15 protein-coding genes and 2 pseudogenes are annotated in these 18,277 nt (G+C 68.0%); 14 read left to right on the top strand and 3 right to left on the bottom strand.

Annotation, left to right across the window (positions count from 1 at the left end; translation table 11 throughout):
* Window positions 1-45: 45 nt before the first annotated feature.
* From LRS10_RS02770 to LRS10_RS02760, 3 genes are all read left to right on the top strand, one after another.
* Window positions 46-675, top strand: coding sequence for a cation transporter (locus tag LRS10_RS02770; RefSeq protein ID WP_257835914.1), 630 nt, complete (start codon window positions 46-48; stop codon window positions 673-675).
* A gap of 115 nt (window positions 676-790) precedes the next feature.
* On the top strand, window positions 791-1,120 hold the full coding sequence (locus LRS10_RS02765) for a hypothetical protein (protein ID WP_257835913.1): 330 nt from the start codon (window positions 791-793) through the stop codon (window positions 1,118-1,120).
* A 48-nt stretch (window positions 1,121-1,168) separates the two neighbouring features.
* Window positions 1,169-2,422, top strand: coding sequence for a TolC family protein (locus tag LRS10_RS02760; protein ID WP_257835912.1), 1,254 nt, complete (start codon window positions 1,169-1,171; stop codon window positions 2,420-2,422).
* 26 nt (window positions 2,423-2,448) lie between these two features.
* Here LRS10_RS02760 and LRS10_RS24840 read toward each other — a convergent pair whose 3' ends face one another.
* On the bottom strand, window positions 2,449-2,973 hold the full coding sequence (locus LRS10_RS24840) for a hypothetical protein (protein WP_374569431.1): 525 nt from the start codon (window positions 2,971-2,973) through the stop codon (window positions 2,449-2,451).
* A 77-nt stretch (window positions 2,974-3,050) separates the two neighbouring features.
* Here LRS10_RS24840 and LRS10_RS24220 point away from each other — a divergent pair, with 77 nt between their 5' ends.
* From LRS10_RS24220 to LRS10_RS02710, 10 genes and pseudogenes are all read left to right on the top strand, one after another.
* Complete coding sequence (locus LRS10_RS24220) at window positions 3,051-3,356, top strand: HlyD family secretion protein (RefSeq protein WP_308237896.1); 306 nt, start codon at window positions 3,051-3,053, stop codon at window positions 3,354-3,356.
* Between the two features lie 41 nt (window positions 3,357-3,397).
* A complete protein-coding gene (locus tag LRS10_RS24215; protein WP_308237895.1) occupies window positions 3,398-3,613 on the top strand; it encodes a hypothetical protein in 216 nt (71 codons plus the stop codon).
* Window positions 3,614-3,621: 8 nt separating this feature from the next.
* A pseudogene (locus LRS10_RS02750) lies at window positions 3,622-6,841 on the top strand (efflux RND transporter permease subunit).
* Window positions 6,842-6,989: 148 nt separating this feature from the next.
* Entirely contained in the window at window positions 6,990-7,331 is a 342-nt protein-coding gene (locus LRS10_RS02745) for a hypothetical protein (protein ID WP_257835911.1), read from the top strand.
* A 32-nt stretch (window positions 7,332-7,363) separates the two neighbouring features.
* Window positions 7,364-7,966 carry a cation transporter gene (locus LRS10_RS02740; protein ID WP_257835910.1) on the top strand — a complete coding sequence of 201 codons (603 nt, stop codon included), beginning with the start codon at window positions 7,364-7,366 and terminating at the stop codon, window positions 7,964-7,966.
* A gap of 11 nt (window positions 7,967-7,977) precedes the next feature.
* A pseudogene (locus LRS10_RS24210) lies at window positions 7,978-10,435 on the top strand (heavy metal translocating P-type ATPase).
* A 237-nt stretch (window positions 10,436-10,672) separates the two neighbouring features.
* Window positions 10,673-11,167, top strand: coding sequence for a signal peptidase II (gene lspA / locus LRS10_RS02725; RefSeq protein WP_257835909.1), 495 nt, complete (start codon window positions 10,673-10,675; stop codon window positions 11,165-11,167).
* Window positions 11,164-11,427 (top strand): hypothetical protein, encoded by a 264-nt coding sequence (locus LRS10_RS02720; RefSeq protein WP_257835908.1) that lies wholly within the window; start codon window positions 11,164-11,166, stop codon window positions 11,425-11,427. Before lspA ends, LRS10_RS02720 begins: the two co-directional genes overlap by 4 nt.
* A 28-nt stretch (window positions 11,428-11,455) precedes the next feature.
* A complete protein-coding gene (locus tag LRS10_RS02715) occupies window positions 11,456-12,409 on the top strand; it encodes a cytochrome P450 (protein ID WP_257835907.1) in 954 nt (317 codons plus the stop codon).
* A gap of 139 nt (window positions 12,410-12,548) precedes the next feature.
* Window positions 12,549-13,190, top strand: coding sequence for a helix-turn-helix domain-containing protein (locus LRS10_RS02710; RefSeq protein ID WP_257835906.1), 642 nt, complete (start codon window positions 12,549-12,551; stop codon window positions 13,188-13,190).
* A gap of 18 nt (window positions 13,191-13,208) precedes the next feature.
* Here the strand turns inward: LRS10_RS02710 and LRS10_RS02705 are convergent, their stop codons facing one another.
* Window positions 13,209-13,793 (bottom strand): sterol desaturase family protein, encoded by a 585-nt coding sequence (locus LRS10_RS02705; protein WP_257835905.1) that lies wholly within the window; start codon window positions 13,791-13,793, stop codon window positions 13,209-13,211.
* A 462-nt stretch (window positions 13,794-14,255) separates the two neighbouring features.
* On the opposite strand from LRS10_RS02705, the gene LRS10_RS02700 reads away from it, so the two are divergent.
* Window positions 14,256-16,301 carry an NAD(+) synthase gene (locus LRS10_RS02700; RefSeq protein ID WP_257835904.1) on the top strand — a complete coding sequence of 682 codons (2,046 nt, stop codon included), beginning with the start codon at window positions 14,256-14,258 and terminating at the stop codon, window positions 16,299-16,301.
* Here LRS10_RS02700 and LRS10_RS02695 read toward each other — a convergent pair.
* Entirely contained in the window at window positions 16,298-18,235 is a 1,938-nt protein-coding gene (locus tag LRS10_RS02695) for a cytochrome c/FTR1 family iron permease (protein ID WP_257835903.1), read from the bottom strand. The genes LRS10_RS02700 and LRS10_RS02695 overlap by 4 nt on opposite strands.
* Window positions 18,236-18,277 lie beyond the last annotated feature (42 nt).

The raw sequence follows: 18,277 nt of genomic DNA, 5'->3' as shown, positions 1-18,277 counted from the left end.
ATAGGTGCTTGATCCTCTAGCCACTAGAGGGTGCAGGGTGGTTGCATGTCCAGTTGTTCAACCTCCGAGAGGCCGGCTGCCGCGGGATGTGGCTGCGGGAGCGCCGTCGCGTTCGACGGCGCGTCTCCGGCCTACAAGCGCGCCCTCACCGCCGTCATCGCTATCAACATCGTTGGCTTTGTCGTCGTCGCCATCGGCAGCTGGCTCGCCGACTCGGCTGCGCTGGCGGCCAACACACTCGACTTCGCAGCCGATGCGGCCACCTACGCCTTGAGCTTGTGGGTGATCGGCAAGAGCGTCCAGTTGCGTTCCGGCGCCGCATTCATCAAAAGCGCCAGCCTCGCCGTGATGGCGACCGGCATCCTCGGCCTGGCCATCTGGCGGGCGCTCACCGGGGCCTCGCCGGAGGGCGGCGCTATCTCCGGCCTGGGCCTGTTCGGCGCAGCCGCCAACCTCCTGGCGGCCCTGCTTCTGGTGCGCTTCCGCGAGGGCGACGCCAACGTCCGGTCCGTCTGGCTCTGCACGCGCAATGACCTCATCCAATGCCTTGCCGTGGCAGCCACCGGCGTGGCTGTCACTGTGGCAGGGTCGCGCTGGCCGGACGTGATCGTGGGCGTGCTGCTGGCAGCGGTCTTTTTTCCGCTCCGCTTGGCAGATCACCGCTCAGGCCCGTGAAGAGCGTCGCGCGGCGAAAGCCGAACGTGATTTTGTAACGCATTCCCAGCGCTCGTCAGTCTCGATATAGGGACGGGCGATGGAATGGACCTCACCCTGGTGGCGGAAGGTCGGCATGGTGCTCGCTGCGCTCGTGCTGACCGTGCTCACGCTCGGGCCGGGTCTCGACGGCCTCATCTGCCGCGACGAAGGCAGCCTGAGCGCCGTTGCGGCTGAACTGCCTGTCGCCGCCGCCCCCGCCGACGATGCTGGTCCACCGCCTCTCGACGAGGGACGCGGCATCTGCATCCACGGACATTGCCATCACAGCGCGCCCTACGTACCGGCCACGCTAGCCGCCGGCGAGCTGTCCGCTCCGCTGCTGGCGGTTGCCCACCCGTTCGTGCGCAACCGGGTGCCGATCTCCGATCCCAAGTTCGGGCTGATCCGACCTCCCAGAGCCTGACGGCTCGCGCGCTGACGCGCTCATTCCGTCACGTTCAAGAGGGACACCATGAAACCCGACTTCCGCAGCTCGCCTTTGGCGGGACTGCTCTTGCTGGTCAGCCTCGGCGCAGCGGGCGCCGCTATGGCCGAACCTGCGCCGCCCTTCGCCGCACTGCTGGCCCAGGCGCAGGCCACCGCCCCCCGTCTCGCCGAGGCGCGCGCCAACATCGCTCGGGCCGAAGGGCTCGCAAGGCAGGCAGGCGCGATCCCCAACCCGAGCGTGGGACTCGAGATCGAAAACTTCTCCGGTTCCGGTCCCTTCCGCGGGACGAGCCTGTCGGAGACCACCGCGACGATCGGTCAGACTGTCGAGCTTGGCGGCAAGCGCTCGGGGCGGGTCGCGGCTGGGCGTGCGGAAGTCGAGGCGGCTCGCGCCCAGGCCCGCCGGATCGAAGCGGAATACGCCTTCGATTTGGCGGCCGCCTATGCTGATGCCGAGGCGGCCGAACGGAGACTGAAACTCGCCCATGACTCGCGAAGCCTCGCGGAAGAGGATGCGCGCATCGCCACAGCCCTGGTCGCGGCGGGACGGGAGGCCGACCTGCGGCGTCTCCAGGCTCAGGCGGCGGTGCAAGCCGCCCGTGCGGCGGTGGACGAAGCCCAGGCTGCGCGTGCGACTGCCTTCGGCAATCTGACAGCCCTCGCCGGGGCGTCGGCGCCAATCACCTCGATCCCGGTCAGCCTACTCGAGGCGAAAGCTCCACTCTTCTCCGGAGCCAATCCCGCAGCGAACGCGACGACGGCCTTCCTCGCTGCACAGGCTGAGCGAGAGGCGGCGGCGCGACGCCTTAGCGTTGAACGACGTCGAGCCATTCCGGATGTGACCCTCTCCGTCGGCCTGCGCCGTTTCCAAGAGGACGACGCCACCGCGCTCGTCGCGGGCGTCTCTGTGCCCCTGCCGCTGTTCGATCAGAACCGCGGCAATATCGCCGCCGCTCGGGCTGAACAGACAGCCGCCGAGGCCCGGCTGAACGCGGCCAGGCTCGACGCCGAAGCCGCCGTCCGCACCAGCACGGCGCGCATCTCAGCGGCCGAAACCCGGCTCGCGGCAGCCCGCGAGGGCGAGAGCACCGCCGAAGAAGCCTATCGTCTCGCCCGCATCGGGTACGAGGCCGGCAAACTCCCGCTCGCCGAACTGGTCGCCGCCCGCCGCGCCCTGACTGAAGCGCGCGCCCAAACCATTGCAGCCGCCGTCGAGCGGATCAGCGCCCAGGCCGCGCAAGCTCGGCTCAGCGGCGTCGCCACCCCCGGAGTACAATGATGACAATGAAGAGGGACAATGCGCGCCTATATGGCGCGGTCGCGGCCGCAGTGATGCTGGCCGGCGGGGGCGGGTTCGTCCTGTCGAACATGATGAGCAAGCCCGCGGCTCCCGCCGCTGGCGAGGAGCACGCGGAAGAAGGCGCGGAGGAAGAAGGCCACAGCGAAGAGGGCGCCGCAGCGCCCGAAGGAGTCGTTGCGCTCACGCCGACGCAGATCCGCGCTTCCGGAATTCAGCTGGTCGCGGTCACCCGTGGCAGCGGCGGCGAAGTCCGGCTTTCGGGGCGTGTCGAGCCGATGATCGATGCCCGGGCCAGCGTTGGAGCGGCTGTGGCCGGCCGCGTGGAACGGGTTCTCGTAGCCGCCGGGCAATCGGTCCGCGCCGGCCAGGGCCTTGCGGTCCTGGTAAGCGGCGAAGCCGCTACCTTCCGAGCCGACGCCGACGCTGCAGCCGCAGCGGCCGACGCCGCGCGACGCGCCTATCAACGTGACCAGAGCCTTGGCTCCCAGGGGATCGTTGCACGGCAAGAGGTCGAGACGTCGCGAGCTCAAGCGCTCAGCGCCGAGGCGGCGGCGCGGGCCGCCCGTGCGCGGGCGTCGGCGTCGGGGGGCCGAACGCTGCGGGCCGGTTGACCGTCACCAGCCCGATTTCCGGCGTCGTCACCTCTGTCGCGATCGGGCCTGGCGGCTTCGTCACGCAGGGCGGCGTCGTCGCCGAAGTGACCAACCCCGACCGGGTCGAACTGGTCTTCAATGCACCGCCGAGTGTCGCCACCGGCGTTCGCGCAGGATCCCGGATTCGGGTCCAAGGGCCCACGGGCGAATTTGACGCCGTGATCGTCGGAGTTGCGACGGCTGCCGGCGAGCAGACGGGTGCGACGGTCATCCGCGCACGCGCGGCTGGAGGCGTGCTCCCCCGGCAGGCTCGGCGGTGACGGGCGCGGTCATCACCGGCGCTGAGGCAGGCGGGCTGACAGTGCCAAGCGATGCCGTTCAGAGCATCGAGGGCTCGAGCGTCGTGTTCGTGGCGGTGAACGGAGGCTTCCGTGCCACACCGGTGCTGGTTGGGCGCCAAGCCGGCGGCCGCACCGAGATCCTCCGCGGGCTGGGCGGCGAGGAGCGGGTCGCCGCGGCCAACGCCTTCCTCCTGAAAGCCGAACTCGCCAAGGGCGAAGCCGAGCACGGACACTAGGACTTCCTATGTTTAAAGCCTTGATCGAAGCGTCCGTACGCTTCCGCTGGTTCGTGATCCTCGCTGTCGCCGTTGTGGCTGGCCTCGGGCTTTTCGAACTCACCCGGCTGCCGATCGATGCAGTCCCGGACATCACCAACCGTCAGGTCCAGATCACGACCGTCGCGCCTTCGCTCGCCCCCGAGCAGATCGAACGGCAGGTCACCTATCCGCTGGAGACCGCCCTTGCGGGGATCCCAGGGTTGACGAGCACCCGCTCACTCTCGCGCAACGGCTTCAGCCAGATCACCGCCGTCTTCACCGACCAGACTGATATCTATTTCGCTCGTCAGCAGGTCGCCGAGCGGATGAGAGAAGCACAGGAGAACCTGCCCGACGGTGTCGAGCCGGCGCTGTCCCCCGTGACCACCGGGCTCGGCGAAGTCCTGATGTGGACAGTCGACTACGCGGCCTTCGACCAGGCGAAGGCGCGGGCTGGGCGGCCGGGTTGGCAGCCGGATGGCGTCTACCTCACGCCCGAGGGAGAGCGGCTGGCGACTCCGCAGCAGAGGGCGACCTACCTGCGCACGGTGCAGGACTGGATCATCGCGCCGCAGATGCGCTCCACCCCGGGGCTGGCGGGCGTGGATACCGTCGGTGGTTATGTAAAGGAGTACGCAGTCCGCCCGGACGCCGCCCGACTGTCAGCCTACAAGCTCAGTCTGGGCGATCTTGTGCAGGCGCTCGAGCGCGCAAACACCCAGGCTGGCGCAGGCTTCGTTCAGCGGGCGGGCGAGGCCCTGGTCGTGCGGAGCGACGCCCTCGCCGGGTCCATTCAGGACCTGGCGCAGGCTCCGGTGGTGAACCGGGATGGTCTGGTCGTGAGGGTCGCAGACGTCGCGACCGTGGAGATCGGACAGGGCCTGCGGCTCGGCGCCGCCAGTCGCGACGGCCACGAGGCCGTTCTCGGCACCGCGCTGATGATCGCCGGGGGCAACAGTCGCACCGTCGCTCAAGCCGCGGCGGAACGGCTGGCAGAAGTGGATGATTCACTTCCGCCCGACGTGGTCGCGATTCCGGTGCTCAACCGAAGCGAGCTGGTCAACTCGACCATCAAGACCGTTGCGCGCAACCTGACCGAAGGCGCGCTTCTCGTCATCGTCATCCTCTTCCTGCTGCTCGGCAACATTCGCGCGGCGACGATCACGGCGCTGATGATCCCGCTCTCCTTCCTGTTCGCGGTGATCGGGATGAACCGGTTCGGGATCAGCGGAAACCTGATGAGCCTCGGTGCCCTCGACTTCGGATTGATGGTCGATGGCGGCGTCGTCGTGATCGAGAATACGCTGCTACTGCTCAGCCAGCGCCGTGCCGAGTTGGGTCGGGTGCTGACCCGACACGAGCGTCTCGGCGCGGCGGTTGAGGCCGCCCGGCAGATGGTCAAGCCCGCCGCCTTTGGTCAGCTCATCATCCTGCTCGTGTTCGCCCCGTTGCTCACCCTCGAAGGCGTCGAAGGCAAGACCTTCCAGCCCATGGGCGCGACGGTCATGCTTGCCCTGGTCGGCGCGTTCATCCTGTCCTTCACCTTCGTGCCTGCCATGGCCGCCTTGCTCGTGCGGGATCCTAAGTCGGTGCACTCGGGCCCAGACGGAAGGGTGGAGGAGCACGAGACTCGCATCCTTCGCTGGGCGCGCCAGCGCATCCAGCCGGCGATCGGAGCGGCGGTGTCGCGACCAAGGATGGTGCTCATGGCGGCGGGCATGGCGCTGCTCGTTGGCGTGATCTCGTTCTTCACACTCGGCCGCGAATTCATCCCGACCCTGGACGAAGGCGATATCGCGATGCAGGCCCTGCGTGTGCCGTCGGCCTCTCTGGAGCAATCCATCGCCATGCAGATGGCGCTTGAGCGCGCCATCAAGGCTCAGCCGGAAGTGGAGACCATGTTCTCCCGCACAGGCACCGCAGAAGCGGCGGTGGATCCCATGCCGCCCAACATCTCCGACAGCGTCATCGTACTGAAGGATCGCAAGGCCTGGCCGGACCCGAGACTTCAGAAAGAGGAACTGATCGAACGAATCGAGAAGGCGGCGGGCCAACAGATCGGCAATAATTTCGAGTTCAGCCAGCCGATCGAACTTCGCTTCAACGAATTGATCTCGGGTGTCCGCACGGACCTGGCTGTGATGGTCTATGGGGACGACTTCGGAACGTTGCAGCGAACAGCCGATCAGGTCGCCGCCGCCCTGCGGCAGACCCCCGGCGCGGCGGACGTGCGGGTCGAGCAGGCCTCCGGCCTGCCCACCCTGACCATCAAAGTCGATCGGTTCGCTGCGGCCAGTTACGGCCTTTCGGCGGCGGACGTGAGTGAGGCCGTCTCGGCGGGCATTGGGGGCGCTGAGGCGGGTCAGATCTTCGAGGGCGACCGCCGTTTCGATGTCGTCGTGCGCTTGCCGGAAGCGGCGCGCAACGATCCCGCCGCCCTTGCAGCTCTGCCAGTCGTGTCGACCTCCGGCGCCGTGGTGCCTCTGGCGTCCGTGGCTCGCATCGACACAGCAGAAGGCCCCAACCAGATCAGCCGGCAGAACGGGAGCCGGCGGATGGTGGTGCAGGCCAACGTTCGAGGCCGCGACCTCGGCGGATTTGTGAGCGACGCCCAGCAGCGCGTCGCGAAAGTCGCCCTGCCCACCGGGGTCTACCTCGACTGGGGCGGTCAGTTCGAGAACCTGCAGCGTGCCGAACAACGGCTAGGACTGGTGATCCCGGTGGTCTTCGTGCTCATCGGCATTCTGCTCTTCATGGCGCTTGGCTCGTTTGCGGAGGCGGCCCTCGTCTTCGCCTGCGTTCCCCCTCGCCCTCGTCGGCGGCGCCGTCGCCTTGCTCCTGCGGGGCATGCCCTTCTCCGTCTCCGCGGCTGTGGGGTTCATCGCGGTGTCGGGCGTGGCGACACTGAACGGGCTCGTCCTGATGCAGGCGATCCGCGAGCGCCTGACAGCAGGGCTGCTCCCGAAGGATGCAGCCATCGAAGGTGCGTCTAGCCGGCTACGCGCTGTCCTGACGACCGCTCTTGTCGCCATTGTCGGCTTCATCCCCATGGCCATCGCACACGGCGCAGGCGCTGAGGTGCAAAAGCCTCTCGCCACAGTCGTCATCGGAGGTCTGCTCACAGCAACCGCTCTGACCCTGTTGGTGTTGCCGACGTTTGCCGCCCAGGCGGTCCGACATCGGAGCGCCGAAGGGATTGAGGACTGACACCATGAGCGGAATGGAACGAGGCCCGTTGAAGGTCCGGAGCGGCCGGGTGCGAGGCGCGCCACGGCCGGGCCCCCGGGCTGCCCAGCGGTTCTGCCGTGTAGCGACTCTCGCCACGGGCTTGATCGCTGCGGCGTCCGGCGCGGCCTTGGCCGAGCCGACCCCAGCCGTCGAGCTCGTCGAAGGAGGCCCGCTAAAGATCCTCACCGGCTATCTGCGGGTCGGCGAACATCCGGCCGTGGTCCGCGGCTTGGTGCGCCGCCGCCCAACGTCCAGGCTCCCCACTGGGGGCCACCTGGATGTCGCCGCCTTCGACCGGCAGGGCGGCCTGCTGGCGTTGAAGCACGTCCGATGGCGCGGCTCCCTCGTGGGCCGGCATCCGGCAGCAGCGGCCTATACCGCTCGCCTCGGAGTGCCCGCGGACCTCATCGGTCGCATCCGGGTCAACTACGCACCCGCGGGCGCGCACCCCATCGGCCCCGAGCAATGAGGGAGGTCTCCGAAGTCAACTGCCAAGGAGACATGGCCGCATTGAGCGACGTCGACCGTGCGCAACGGCGGACCTTGCTTTGGGTGTTCGTGCTCAACGCAGCGCTGTTCGTCAGCCTTGGCCTAGCCGGTCTGCTCGCCGACTCGAGCGCGCTGATCGCCAACGCCGTTGACAACGCATCAGACGCCGCCGTCTACGCGATCAGCTTCTTGGCCGTCGGCCGCGCCGCCGTCTGGAAACGCCGAGCGGCGGGGGTCTCCGGTATCATGCTGCTGATCTTCGCGGGCGGCGTGCTTCTGGACGTGATCCGCCGCTGGTGGCTCGGAACCGAGCCCGTCGGTTGGACCATGATGGCCCTGGCGCTCGTCGCTGCGGGCGTGAACCTCGTTTGCTTATTCCTCCTGCGCCGTGCGCAAAGCGACGACGTGAACATGCGCGCGGCAGAGACCTTCAGCCTCAATGACTTTGCGTCCAACGGCGGCATCCTCGTCGCCGGGGCCTTGATCATGTGGCTGAACCAGGCCTGGCCGGACTTGGTCGTGGGCGTGCTGGTGGCCCTGATCGCGGCGAAGGGCGGGCTGGAAATTCTACGGGACGCGGCCGAGAGCCGCGCAGAGCCCGCGACGGAAAGTTGAAAGGACGCGCTGTGGCTGAAGACAAGCTTCGTCTCGAGATCCCGGTCCTGCTGCCGGCCGCCGCGGAGGCTTGCGAGCGCTGTGTGCAGCAACTCGCGGAGGTCCTTGCCTCAAGGCCCGGGGTCGCCGAAGCGCATGTGCAGGGCCGCGAGGACGCGGTGCTCTGCGTGCACTTCGATCCAGCCCAAATCTCTGCGTCCCAGGTTCGCGCCCTGGCCGTGCAGCAGGGCGCCCGCCTCGCAAGCGCCTCCGGCCACGCCAACTTTCGCCTGAGCCAGCCGCTGCATGCCCGCGCCGCCCGGACCCTGGCGGACGACCTCCGAGGCCGTCCGGGGGTGCTCCACGCCGATGTGGGCGTGACCGGCGCGGTCCTGGTCGAGTTCGACCCCGCGAAGGTCGAGCCCGTCGCCCTGGAGGCCTACCTGCTGGAGCGCGCGGCCGCCCTTGGGCAGTCAAATGCGGAAGCCGCACGACGCAAGTCCTCCGCGAAGGAGGGCGAGCACGGGGGCCACGAGCACAAGCCGGGAGAGGGACACGAGCACAAGCACGGTGGCCCGTTCGGCGAGCGGACGGAACTGGTCTTCGCCGGGCTGTCCGCCGTGGTGTTGCTGATCGGCTGGCTTGCGTCCTTCCGCCTTGAGGGCGCCATCCCGCTGGCCTTCTATCTCCTGGCTTACGGGTTCGGCGGCTACTTCACGCTGCGCGAAGCGCTCGAAAATCTCCGTAAGCGCCGCTTCGAGATCGACACGCTGATGCTGGTCGCCGCGGCGGGTGCGGCGGCGTTGGGCGAGTGGGCCGAAGGCGCCCTGCTGCTCGTGCTCTTCAGCCTAGGCCATGCACTGGAACACTACGCGATGGGGCGGGCTCGCAGGGCCATCGAGGCGCTGGCCGAACTGGCGCCGGAGCGCGCAAGCCGCAAGCGTGGCGACACCTTCGAAGATGTCCCCGTCGAGGCGCTCGAGATCGGCGACATCGTCATGGTTCGGCCCAACGAACGGCTGCCGGCCGACGGGGTCGTCGTCGTAGGCGAGAGTTCGGTCAATCAGGCCCCCGTCACCGGCGAGAGCATGCCGGTCGACAAGCGCGCGGCGGGCCACGACATCGCATTCGAAACGGCCGATGCCGCGCAAAAGGTGTTCGCGGGCACCATCAATGGGGCTGGAGCCCTGGAGGTGCGCGTGGCGCGCCTCTCCGGTGAGTCGACCCTAGCTCGCGTGGTCACCATGGTCGCCGAGGCCGAGGCGCAGCGCTCGCCCACGCAGCGCTTCACCGACAAGTTCGAACGGATCTTCGTCCCGGCCGTCCTCCTGGGTGTCTTCGCCCTGATGTTCGCCTGGGTCGTGGTCGACGAGCCGTTCAGCGTGAGCTTCTACCGCGCGATGGCGGTCCTGGTCGCCGCCAGCCCCTGCGCCCTGGCGATCTCCGTCCCGAGCGCCGTCCTCAGCGGCGTGGCTCGCGCAGGACGCGGCGGCGTCCTGGTGAAGGGGGGGCGGGCCGCTGGAGAACCTTGGGAGGCTGCAGGCTCTGGCGTTCGACAAGACCGGCACCCTGACGGAGGGACGCCCCCGCGTCACCGACGTCGTGCCTGCCGTGGGCGTAGACGAAGCGCGGCTCCTGGAGACGGCGGCGGCGGTCGAGGGGCTGAGCGACCATCCGCTTGCGGCAGCGGTTGTCACGGCAGCCACCGAAAGGCTGCCTGGCCCGCCCGGACGCGCCGAGGCGGTGGAGAGCATCACCGGACAAGGTGTCCGCGGGCGCTTTGGCGGTGAAGACGTCTTCATCGGGAAACTCAAGCTCTTCGAGACCGTTCCGGGGGGACCCGTGCCTGAGCAGGTGCGCGGTGAAGTCGAGCGGCTCTCCAGCTCAGGGCGGACCGTCATGGTAGTTCGGAGCGGCGAGACCTACCTCGGCGTGATCGGCCTACAGGACACGCCGCGCGAGGGCGCCGCAGAGGTCATCGCCGCCCTCCGCCGGCTGGGCGTCAAGCGCATGATCATGCTGTCGGGCGACAATCAGGGCGTCGCTGACGCCATCGCCGCCAAGCTCGGTCTGACCGACGCCCGCGGCGGACTGATGCCGGAGGACAAGGTCGCCTTCATCAAGACGCTCCGCGAGCAAGCGGGCGGCGTCGCGATGGTCGGGGACGGCGTCAACGATGCGCCGGCCATGGCGAACGCGACCGTGGGGATCGCGATGGGCGCAGCCGGATCCGACGTGGCGCTTGAGACCGCAGACGTCGCCCTAATGGCGGACGACCTGCGGCGACTGCCCTTCGCGGTCAGCCTAAGCCGTCAGACCAGCGCCATCATCAAGCAGAACCTCTTGGTCAGCCTGGGGATGGTCGCGTTCCTGATCCCTGCGACCATTTTTGGCCTGAAGATCGGTGCGGCCGTCGTTTTCCACGAAGGGTCGACGCTCCTCGTAGTGTTCAACGCCCTGCGCCTGCTGGGCCATCGGGACAAGCCCTGAAATTGCTGTGCTTCAACAAGCACTGCTACAGTCCTGCCAGCGAATGCAGTGGCTCGCACGTCGCGACGTTGGGCTGCGCAGTCCCTTTGCGGCGGCGCTGGACCGAGCGCGCTTCCCTGAAGCTCTGTCAGCGGGCCGCCGGCGCAGGCCGGTCCGCTCGCGCGCTCGAGCGGCGCCAGATCGGGCTTGATCCTCTAGCAGCTAGAGGTGGCAGGCTGAGCAGCTAAAGGAGCCTCGATGCACAGGACGCTTGGACTCACCCTTAGCCTCGGCGTGCTCGCGGCCGATCAGGCCACCAAGCTCATAGCGCGCGCCCACCTCACGGAGCCCGCGACCCTGGGGCCATTTCTGAACCTGCAGCTCGGGTCCAATACGGGCGTCACCTTAGGACTCTTCGCCGGCTCAGGCGAACTTGGGCGCTGGCTGCTGGTCGCCGGCACGGCGGCAGTCGCGCTGTGGCTCATGGCATGGATGTGGCGCGAGCGCCGTCTCGCCGTGGCGGCGCCGCTCGCGCTGTTTGTCGGTGGCGCCCTAGGGAACATCGTCGACCGGGTCCGCCTCGGCGCAGTGACCGACTTCATCGACGCCCACATCGCCGATTTCCATTGGCCGACCTTCAATCTCGCAGACACCGCGATCACCGTCGGTGTCGCATGGCTGCTGCTCACCTCGCTTGGCCGGCAGGCCTCCGCCACCACCCCGTCCAGTCCTCCAGCGAAAGGGCATCCATGACCGCCCGCCACCAGCCGCCGCATGACGCCACTCTAGCCCTAGTGACTGACCCCTATCGCTTCATCTCCAAACAGTGCATTCGGATCGGCGCAGACGGCTTCGAAACGCATGTCCTCTTCAAGGACACGATCTGCCTGAAAGGACCCGAAGCCGCGGCCCTCTTCTACGACGTGGACCGCTTCAAGCGAGAAGGCGCCATGCCGTCGCCGATCCGCAAAACCCTGCTCGGCGAAGGGGGCGTTCAGGGGGCTCGACGGTGACGCACATCGCCACCGCAAGCAGCTGTTCATGGACCTGATGGCGCCTGAGCGCATCAGGGTGCTTGGAGAGCTTCTCGAAGCGGAACTAATGCGTGCCGCGGCGGGCTGGGCGTCGGACGGCCGCGAGATCACCTTCTACGATGAACTGCATCCGATGCTCACGCGTGCGGTGTGCGCGTGGGCTGGCGTGCCGCTCGAGGCGGCAGAGGTCCAGCGCCGCGCGCGAGAACTCCGAGCTTTGTTCGATGCGGCCGGCGCGCGCGGCCCTCGACATCTCTGGTCCCGCTACGCACGCCGCAAGGTCGATCATTGGCTCTCGCGGGTTGTCGAGGCGATCCGGGACGGCGGCCAGACACCGGATGAGGACACCGCCGCCTTCCGGATCGCGCATGCGCGGGAGTTCAACGGCGAGCTGCTCGCGGCGAACATCGCCGCCGTCGAGCTCGCCAACGTGCTGCGTCCCACCGTCGCGACCGCTGTCTACGTGGTCTTGCTCGCCCACGCCCTGCACACCCATCCGGAAGCGGCGCAGGTAGCGCGTGAGGGACCGGTGCAACGCAACGCCTTCATCCAGGAGGTGCGCCGCTTCTACCCGTTCTTCCCGTCGCTCATCGCGCGCGTGCGGCAGCCCTTCACCTGGCGCGGCCTCAGCTTCCCGGCGGACCGGCAGGTGATCCTGGACCTGTACGGCACCAACCACGATCCGTCCGCCTGGTCCGATCCGGACGCCTTTCGACCCAGACGGTTCGCCGCCCATCCGCCCGGTCCGTTCGATTTCGTGCCGCAGGGAGGCGGTGACCATCTGGCCGGCCACCGCTGCCCGGGCGAGTGGATCGTAGTTGAGATCATGGAGCGCGCCTTCGAGGTGCTGACCCGAAGGATTCGCTACGAGGTCCCCCAGCAGGACCTCGGGCTCGACTTCGGGCGATTGCCGGCCTTGCCGCGCAGCCGTTTCATCATGCGCGGCGTTGGCCTGAACTGATGGCGCCCGACGGCGCTCTGACCGCTCCATGGATCGGACTGTGGAATCGCTCATGAGTCGGCCTGCCGGGGGCAAGGATAAACCGGGCTGGGCCGGTGCACTGGAGCTGGGAGCGACATGGGCAGTCTGGCGCGGCGCGGTGGGCGACGCCGCCGCCCACCGTCATTTCGCCGCACAGGCCGTCCTGAGCGGCGAGCCGCTCACGGTCCACGATGCCGAGGGACGCAGCGTCTCCGCTGACTGCGTCCTGATCGATCCCTTGACGCCCCATCGCCTCGTGGCGTCCCCTTCGGCCGAGCTCATCTTCCTGGAGCCCTCGCGCTACGCGGCGACGGAGCTGGAAGCCAAGCTGCGGCAAATCCGGCAAACGCGATCTCTTGCCGTGTTGAGGGGCGCGCCGGGGCAAGAGTTTTGGGCGAGGTGGCTGTCGTCGCCCACGCCTGCGCCCCGGCCCCTGGATCCGCGCCTCCAGGCGGCGATGCTTGTGCTCGAGGAGGATCTATCGGAGGGGCCTACGCCCCTCAAGCGGGCGGCCGCCGTCGCGGGCTTGTCTCCTGAGCGCTTCCGCCACCTCTTCGCAGAGGAGGTCGGTTTGCCCTATCGGCGCTTCCTGCTCTGGCGGCGGCTTCGCCTGGCCGCCGAGCATCTCCTGGCTGGCCGTGACGCCACGGTCGCCGCGCATGCTGCGGGTTTCGCCGACGCCGCGCACCTCGCCCGCACCCTCAAGGCCACGTTCGGGGTGACCGCCAGCCAACTCCACCTCGCGACGCCCAGCGCCTAGGCCGGCGAGCGCCTGGTCTCAGCTGATTTTCCGAAACGGGGCCGCCAGCTGGGCGACATAGTCCGTCGGATAGTTCGGCTGATCGCCGATGCCGATGTCGTCGGAGCTGAGGCGCTTGCTGTGATCGTAGTACGCCGTGCGCAAAAGATAATCCCAGAGACAGGTGAACAGTCCAAAGTTCACGTCGCCGACGCCGGGCCCCTTCTGGTGATGGAAGCGATGCACGGGCGCCCAGGCCATCACGTAGCACAGCGGTCCGAGCCGCATGTCGACATTGGCATGCTGCAGCAGGAGCTGGATCGCGACCGCGAAGCCGAGAAGGACGCCGATCTGGAGCGGCATGCCCATCAGGATCAGGGGCGCAGTCCCGGCGAGCGTCTCCACGGCTTGGTGCACAGGATGCTTCATGAGGCCGTTGAAGCCGTACATCCGCTTTACTGAGTGATGGACGGCGTGGAAGCGCCAGAGCCATTGGAACTTGTGGCTGAAGTAATGGCAAAGGGTGATCCCGAGGTCCGCCAAGAGGATCGCAAGCACCAGCTGAGCCCAGATCGGCCAGGCGGCCGGCCAGAGGCCCGCGGCCGGCGACAGCAGGGTCAGCACAGGGGATCAGCGCTGCGCCGGCATAGACGCTGGCTTCGTTGACCAGCGCGTGCAGGACATCGCGGCGGCTATCCCCGCGCGGTCTGTTCCAGATCGGTTCGTAGGGAATGACCCGCTCCACGAAGAATGAGACCGCGATCGCGGCGCCGAGGAGCGGTGCGAGCCACGCCAAGGACTGGCCTCTCGTGACGAGCGCCAGCCCCGCGCCGATGAACCCAAACATGAACGCCGGGGCGTAGGCGGCCTTCAAAAACCAAAGCATCACAGATCCCTCGCATTCCCTCCGCAAAGCTAAGTGATCTTGCGAGCCTGAGCTTGAACCTGGCGGCTGGCGCTCGGCCGCTCCCAGCAGCCGCTCCGTTCAAGCCCAGGGTCGGGGGCGATGTCCCAATGGGCAGCTACGCCGCAACCGCTCAGGCCTCTCCCGGCTTAGCTCACCGGTGACAGCGGAGGTGAGTACCCGTGACCTCGAAATTCTATGCCATTCACACGCAAGGCTTGGTGCGTGTGGCCGTCTGCACGCCGCGCGTAGCGGTCGGCGACCCGGGCTTCAACGCGGCCGAGACGCTAGGTCTCGCGAAGGACGGCCACGGTCGGGGCGTCGATCTCATGCTCTTTCCGGAGCTGGGACTGTCGGCCTACGCCATCGACGATCTGTTGCTGCAGGACACCCTGGTGCGCCGCGTGGAACTTGAGCTCGCACGTTTGGTCGAGGCGAGCACCGCGCTCTCCCCAGTGCTGATCGTCGGCGCCCCGGTCGCCCACAATGGCCGGCTCTATAACTGCGCGATCGCAATTTCTCGCGGGCGGATCTTGGGCGTCGTGCCGAAGAGCTTCCTGCCGAACTATAGGGAGTATTACGAAAACCGTTGGTTTGCTCCCGGCGCAGGCGTTGTCGGGCTGCACACGCAGATCGCCGGCCAATCCGTTCCATTCGGGACGGACCTTCTCTTCACGGCGGCCGATCTGCCGGACTTCGTCTTCCACATGGAGATGTGTGAGGACTTCTGGGCCGCGACGCCGCCGTCCACCCAGGCCGCGCTCGCGGGCGCGCTGATCCTCTGCAATCTGTCCGCCTCCAACATCGTGGTCGGCAAAGCCGACGACCGAGCATTGCTTTGTGCGTCCCAGTCGCTGCGCTGCCAGGCGGCCTATCTCTATTCGGCGGCCGGACCGGGCGAGAGCACAACGGACCTCGCCTGGGACGGTCAGGCGACCATCCACGAGCTTGGCGTGCTGCTCGCCCAGACGGATCGCTTCCCCGCCAAGGCGCAGATGGCCGTGGCCGACGTCGACGTGGAACGCCTGCGCCTTGAGCGCATGCGCACACCTACTTTCAACAACGCCGCCGTGGCGTCAGGGCGTCCTGAGACCTGCTTCCGCCGGGTGGAATTCCACCACAAGCCTAGTTTCCAGGACGTCGGTCTGCTACGCGCGATTGACCGGTTCCCGTTTGTACCGGACGACCTCACGCGCCTCGACAAGGATTGCTACGAGGCCTTCAACATCCAGGTCCAGGGACTCGCCAAACGCCTCGACGCCACCAAGTCCAGGCACATTGTGGTCGGCGTGTCCGGCGGCCTGGACTCCACCCACGCTCTCATTGTCGCGGCCAAGGCCTTCGACGCGCTCGGCAAGCCCCGCTCCGACATTCTCGGCTTTACCATGCCGGGCTTCGCAACCAGCGAGGGCACGAAGTCGAACGCCTGGCGACTGATGCGGGCGCTCGGCGTCGCCGGGGAAGAGATCGACATCAAGCCGGCCGCACGCCAGCTTCTCACCGACCTCGGTCACCCCTTCGCCGCGGGGGAACCGGTGTACGACGTGACCTTTGAAAACGTTCAGGCTGGGCTGCGGACGGATTACCTGTTCCGGCTCGCCAACCAGCGCGGCGGCTTCGTGCTCGGGACGGGCGACCTGTCGGAGCTGGCGCTCGGCTGGTGCACCTACGGCGTGGGTGACCAGATGAGCCACTACAACGTCAATGGCTCGGTGGCGAAGACGCTGATCCAGCACCTGATCCGCTGGGTCGCGACCACGGGCCAGTTCGACGCCGACGCCTCCCAGACGCTGCTTTCGGTGCTGAGCACGGAGATCTCGCCGGAGTTGGTGCCGGCGGACGCCTCGGGGGCGATCCAGAGCACCCAGGCCAAGGTCGGGCCCTACGAGCTGCAGGACTTCAACCTCTACTACATTACCCGCTACGGCCTGCGGCCTTCGAAAGTCGCCTTCCTCGCTTGGCACGCCTGGAAGGACCGCGATGCTGGGCATTGGCCGGCGCATTTCACCGTCGAGGCGCGCAACGCTTACGACTTGGCGGCCATAAAGCACTGGCTAGGCGTGTTCCTGTTCCGCTTCTTCGAGATCAGCCAGTTTAAGCGCTCAGCGATGCCGAACGGCCCCAAGGTGATCTCGGGCGGCAACCTCTCCCCGCGCGGCGACTGGCGCGCCCCGTCGGACGGCTCCGCCCGTATCTGGCTCGATGAACTCCAGGCGAATGTGCCCTAGACCCGCGCCTCGGCCTGGGCGCGCCGGCCCGCCGCCCAGAACCCGACCACCACGACGGTCAGCGTGAGCAGCTGAGCTAGGAGCCCTTCCCAGGTCGGGAACACGCCGAGCACCTCAATTCGGGGCAGCGCCGCCAGGGGCCGGACATCGAGCATCCCCGCTTCCTGCAGACCCGCCACGCCTTTCCCAGCGAGCACCACGGCCAATACGGCGATGAGGATCGAGCTGTAGGAGAAGAACTGCGCGATGGGCAGGCGCTTGCTGTAGCTCAGCAGCGCCCAGGCGATCACCGCCAGGCAGATGACCGCCAAGCCGGCGCCGGACACCATCGCGAGCTGCCCCCCCTGACTCCAGAGGGCGGCGTAGAACAGGATGGTCTCGAACACTTCCCGGTAGACGACGACGAAGGCCAACAGGAACAGGAACCAGGCCGACCGCTTTGACAGCGCTGCCGACAGCTTGTCGCGAATATACGCCTGCCACGCGCCCGCCTGGGCCTTCCCATGCATCCACACCCCCACCGAGATCAGCACGACTGCGGAGACCAAGGACCCGAACCCTTCGGTCAGTTCGCGGCTCGCTCCGCTGATGGAGATGAGGTAGGTCGCCGCCGCCCAGGTCAGCCCCCCCGCCAGAAGGGCGGCGATCCAGCCGCCGTGGACGTAGGGCAGTACGTCCTGGCGTTCGGCCTTCCGTAGGAAGGCGATCATCGCGATCACAATCAGAAGCGCCTCGACTCCCTCGCGCAGCAGAATGGTGAAGGCGCCGAGGAAGCTTGAGGCGGCGCTGGCCTGCTCCGGCGCGAGCGCCCGCGCAGCTTCATCGAACAACCCATCCAGCCCTCGGACCTGCGCGGCCACTTCGGCCGACGGCGCGCCGCGGGCAAGGCTGGCCCGGAGCTCGCCCATGGACGCCTCGACCTTCGCCATCAGGGCGCCGTCTCGCGCGCGCAGCAGAGGTTCGACAGGCTCGAACCCGTCAAGATACGCCGACAGCGCGAGCTCCTCAGCCCGCTTGCGATCGCCCGCCTCGTAGGCGTTCAGGCTTTCCGCGAGTTTGCGACGGGCGACGTCCAGCCCGCCACCCGACTTCGGCGCTACAGCCTCAGGATGGCGGCGCAGATAAGCCATGATCTGGGTGGCCTGCGGCTCGCCTACGCGGGCCGCCAGAGCTGCGGGGGTCGTTTGGGTCAGGACCTGTAGGTCGGGGACGACGGCGTGCAGCTGCGACCCCGCGCGCCACGCCTGCTCGCCGGCGCGCTCGGCCTCTCGGGAATAGGCGAAGGTCCCAACATAGTACGCCAGCGCCCAGCGATCGTCGGACGACAGGTGGGCGAAGCTGGGCATGGCCGTGCCGTCGAGCCCCTGGCCAATCACCTGATAGAGACCGAAGAGGCTCCGCTCGTTGGCGCGCGCCACGTCGGTGAAGGCGATCGGCGGAGGATCAAGGCCTTTGGCGTTGGGGCCGTCACCCCTGCCGACGGCGCCGTGGCAGGACGCGCACTGCTCGGCGTAAAGGGCCGCACCCCGGACCAGGTTTGGGGCCTGCTGCGGCGCGAGCGGCACGGGGTACGCTTTTAGCAAATCGGCCGCGAGGGTTCGGGCCCGGCGCGCCACCTCGGCAGGCTCGGCACGATGATCCACGGATCCGACGAGTGCGTTCGCCTCTGCCAGGAGCTGCGGTTTGGCGGAACTCGCCGGCAGGGCGGCGATGCGGCTGCGCACAGAGGCGGAGAATTCCCGCATCTCCGCATACTCGGCCTCGCTTACGATCCGGCCGTCGGAGACAGCGCCGGGGTAATCCACCGCAATATAGTCCAGCAGGCGCCAGGCGACGGCCGCGGAGGGCGGCGCGTCCTGGGCAACGGCGGTGGCGGGAAGTTGGGCGGCCATGAGAAGGGCGACCGCGAGGAAGAGGCGTGCGAGCGCCGGCATCGAAGCGTCCTGAGTGCGACTGCGAATAGGTCTTAACAGCAC

Origin of the sequence: Phenylobacterium sp. J426 (assembly GCF_024699945.1) — a bacterium.
Classification (GTDB): domain Bacteria; phylum Pseudomonadota; class Alphaproteobacteria; order Caulobacterales; family Caulobacteraceae; genus Phenylobacterium.
The sequence above is the reverse complement of the archived record's forward strand: the minus strand, read 5'-3'. Positions and strand labels throughout refer to the sequence as shown.

Bases quoted from the DNA above. Each gene is read 5' to 3' on its own strand.
- LRS10_RS02770 (WP_257835914.1), top strand. From the start codon at position 46: ATGTCCAGTTGTTCAACCTCCGAGAGGCCGGCTGCCGCGGGATGTGGC.
- LRS10_RS02765 (WP_257835913.1), top strand. From the start codon at position 791: ATGGTGCTCGCTGCGCTCGTGCTGACCGTGCTCACGCTCGGGCCGGGT.
- LRS10_RS02760 (WP_257835912.1), top strand. From the start codon at position 1,169: ATGAAACCCGACTTCCGCAGCTCGCCTTTGGCGGGACTGCTCTTGCTG.
- LRS10_RS02740 (WP_257835910.1), top strand. From the start codon at position 7,364: ATGGCCGCATTGAGCGACGTCGACCGTGCGCAACGGCGGACCTTGCTT.
- lspA (WP_257835909.1), top strand. From the start codon at position 10,673: ATGCACAGGACGCTTGGACTCACCCTTAGCCTCGGCGTGCTCGCGGCC.
- LRS10_RS02720 (WP_257835908.1), top strand. From the start codon at position 11,164: ATGACCGCCCGCCACCAGCCGCCGCATGACGCCACTCTAGCCCTAGTG.
- LRS10_RS02715 (WP_257835907.1), top strand. From the start codon at position 11,456: ATGGACCTGATGGCGCCTGAGCGCATCAGGGTGCTTGGAGAGCTTCTC.
- LRS10_RS02695 (WP_257835903.1), bottom strand. From the start codon at position 18,235: ATGCCGGCGCTCGCACGCCTCTTCCTCGCGGTCGCCCTTCTCATGGCC.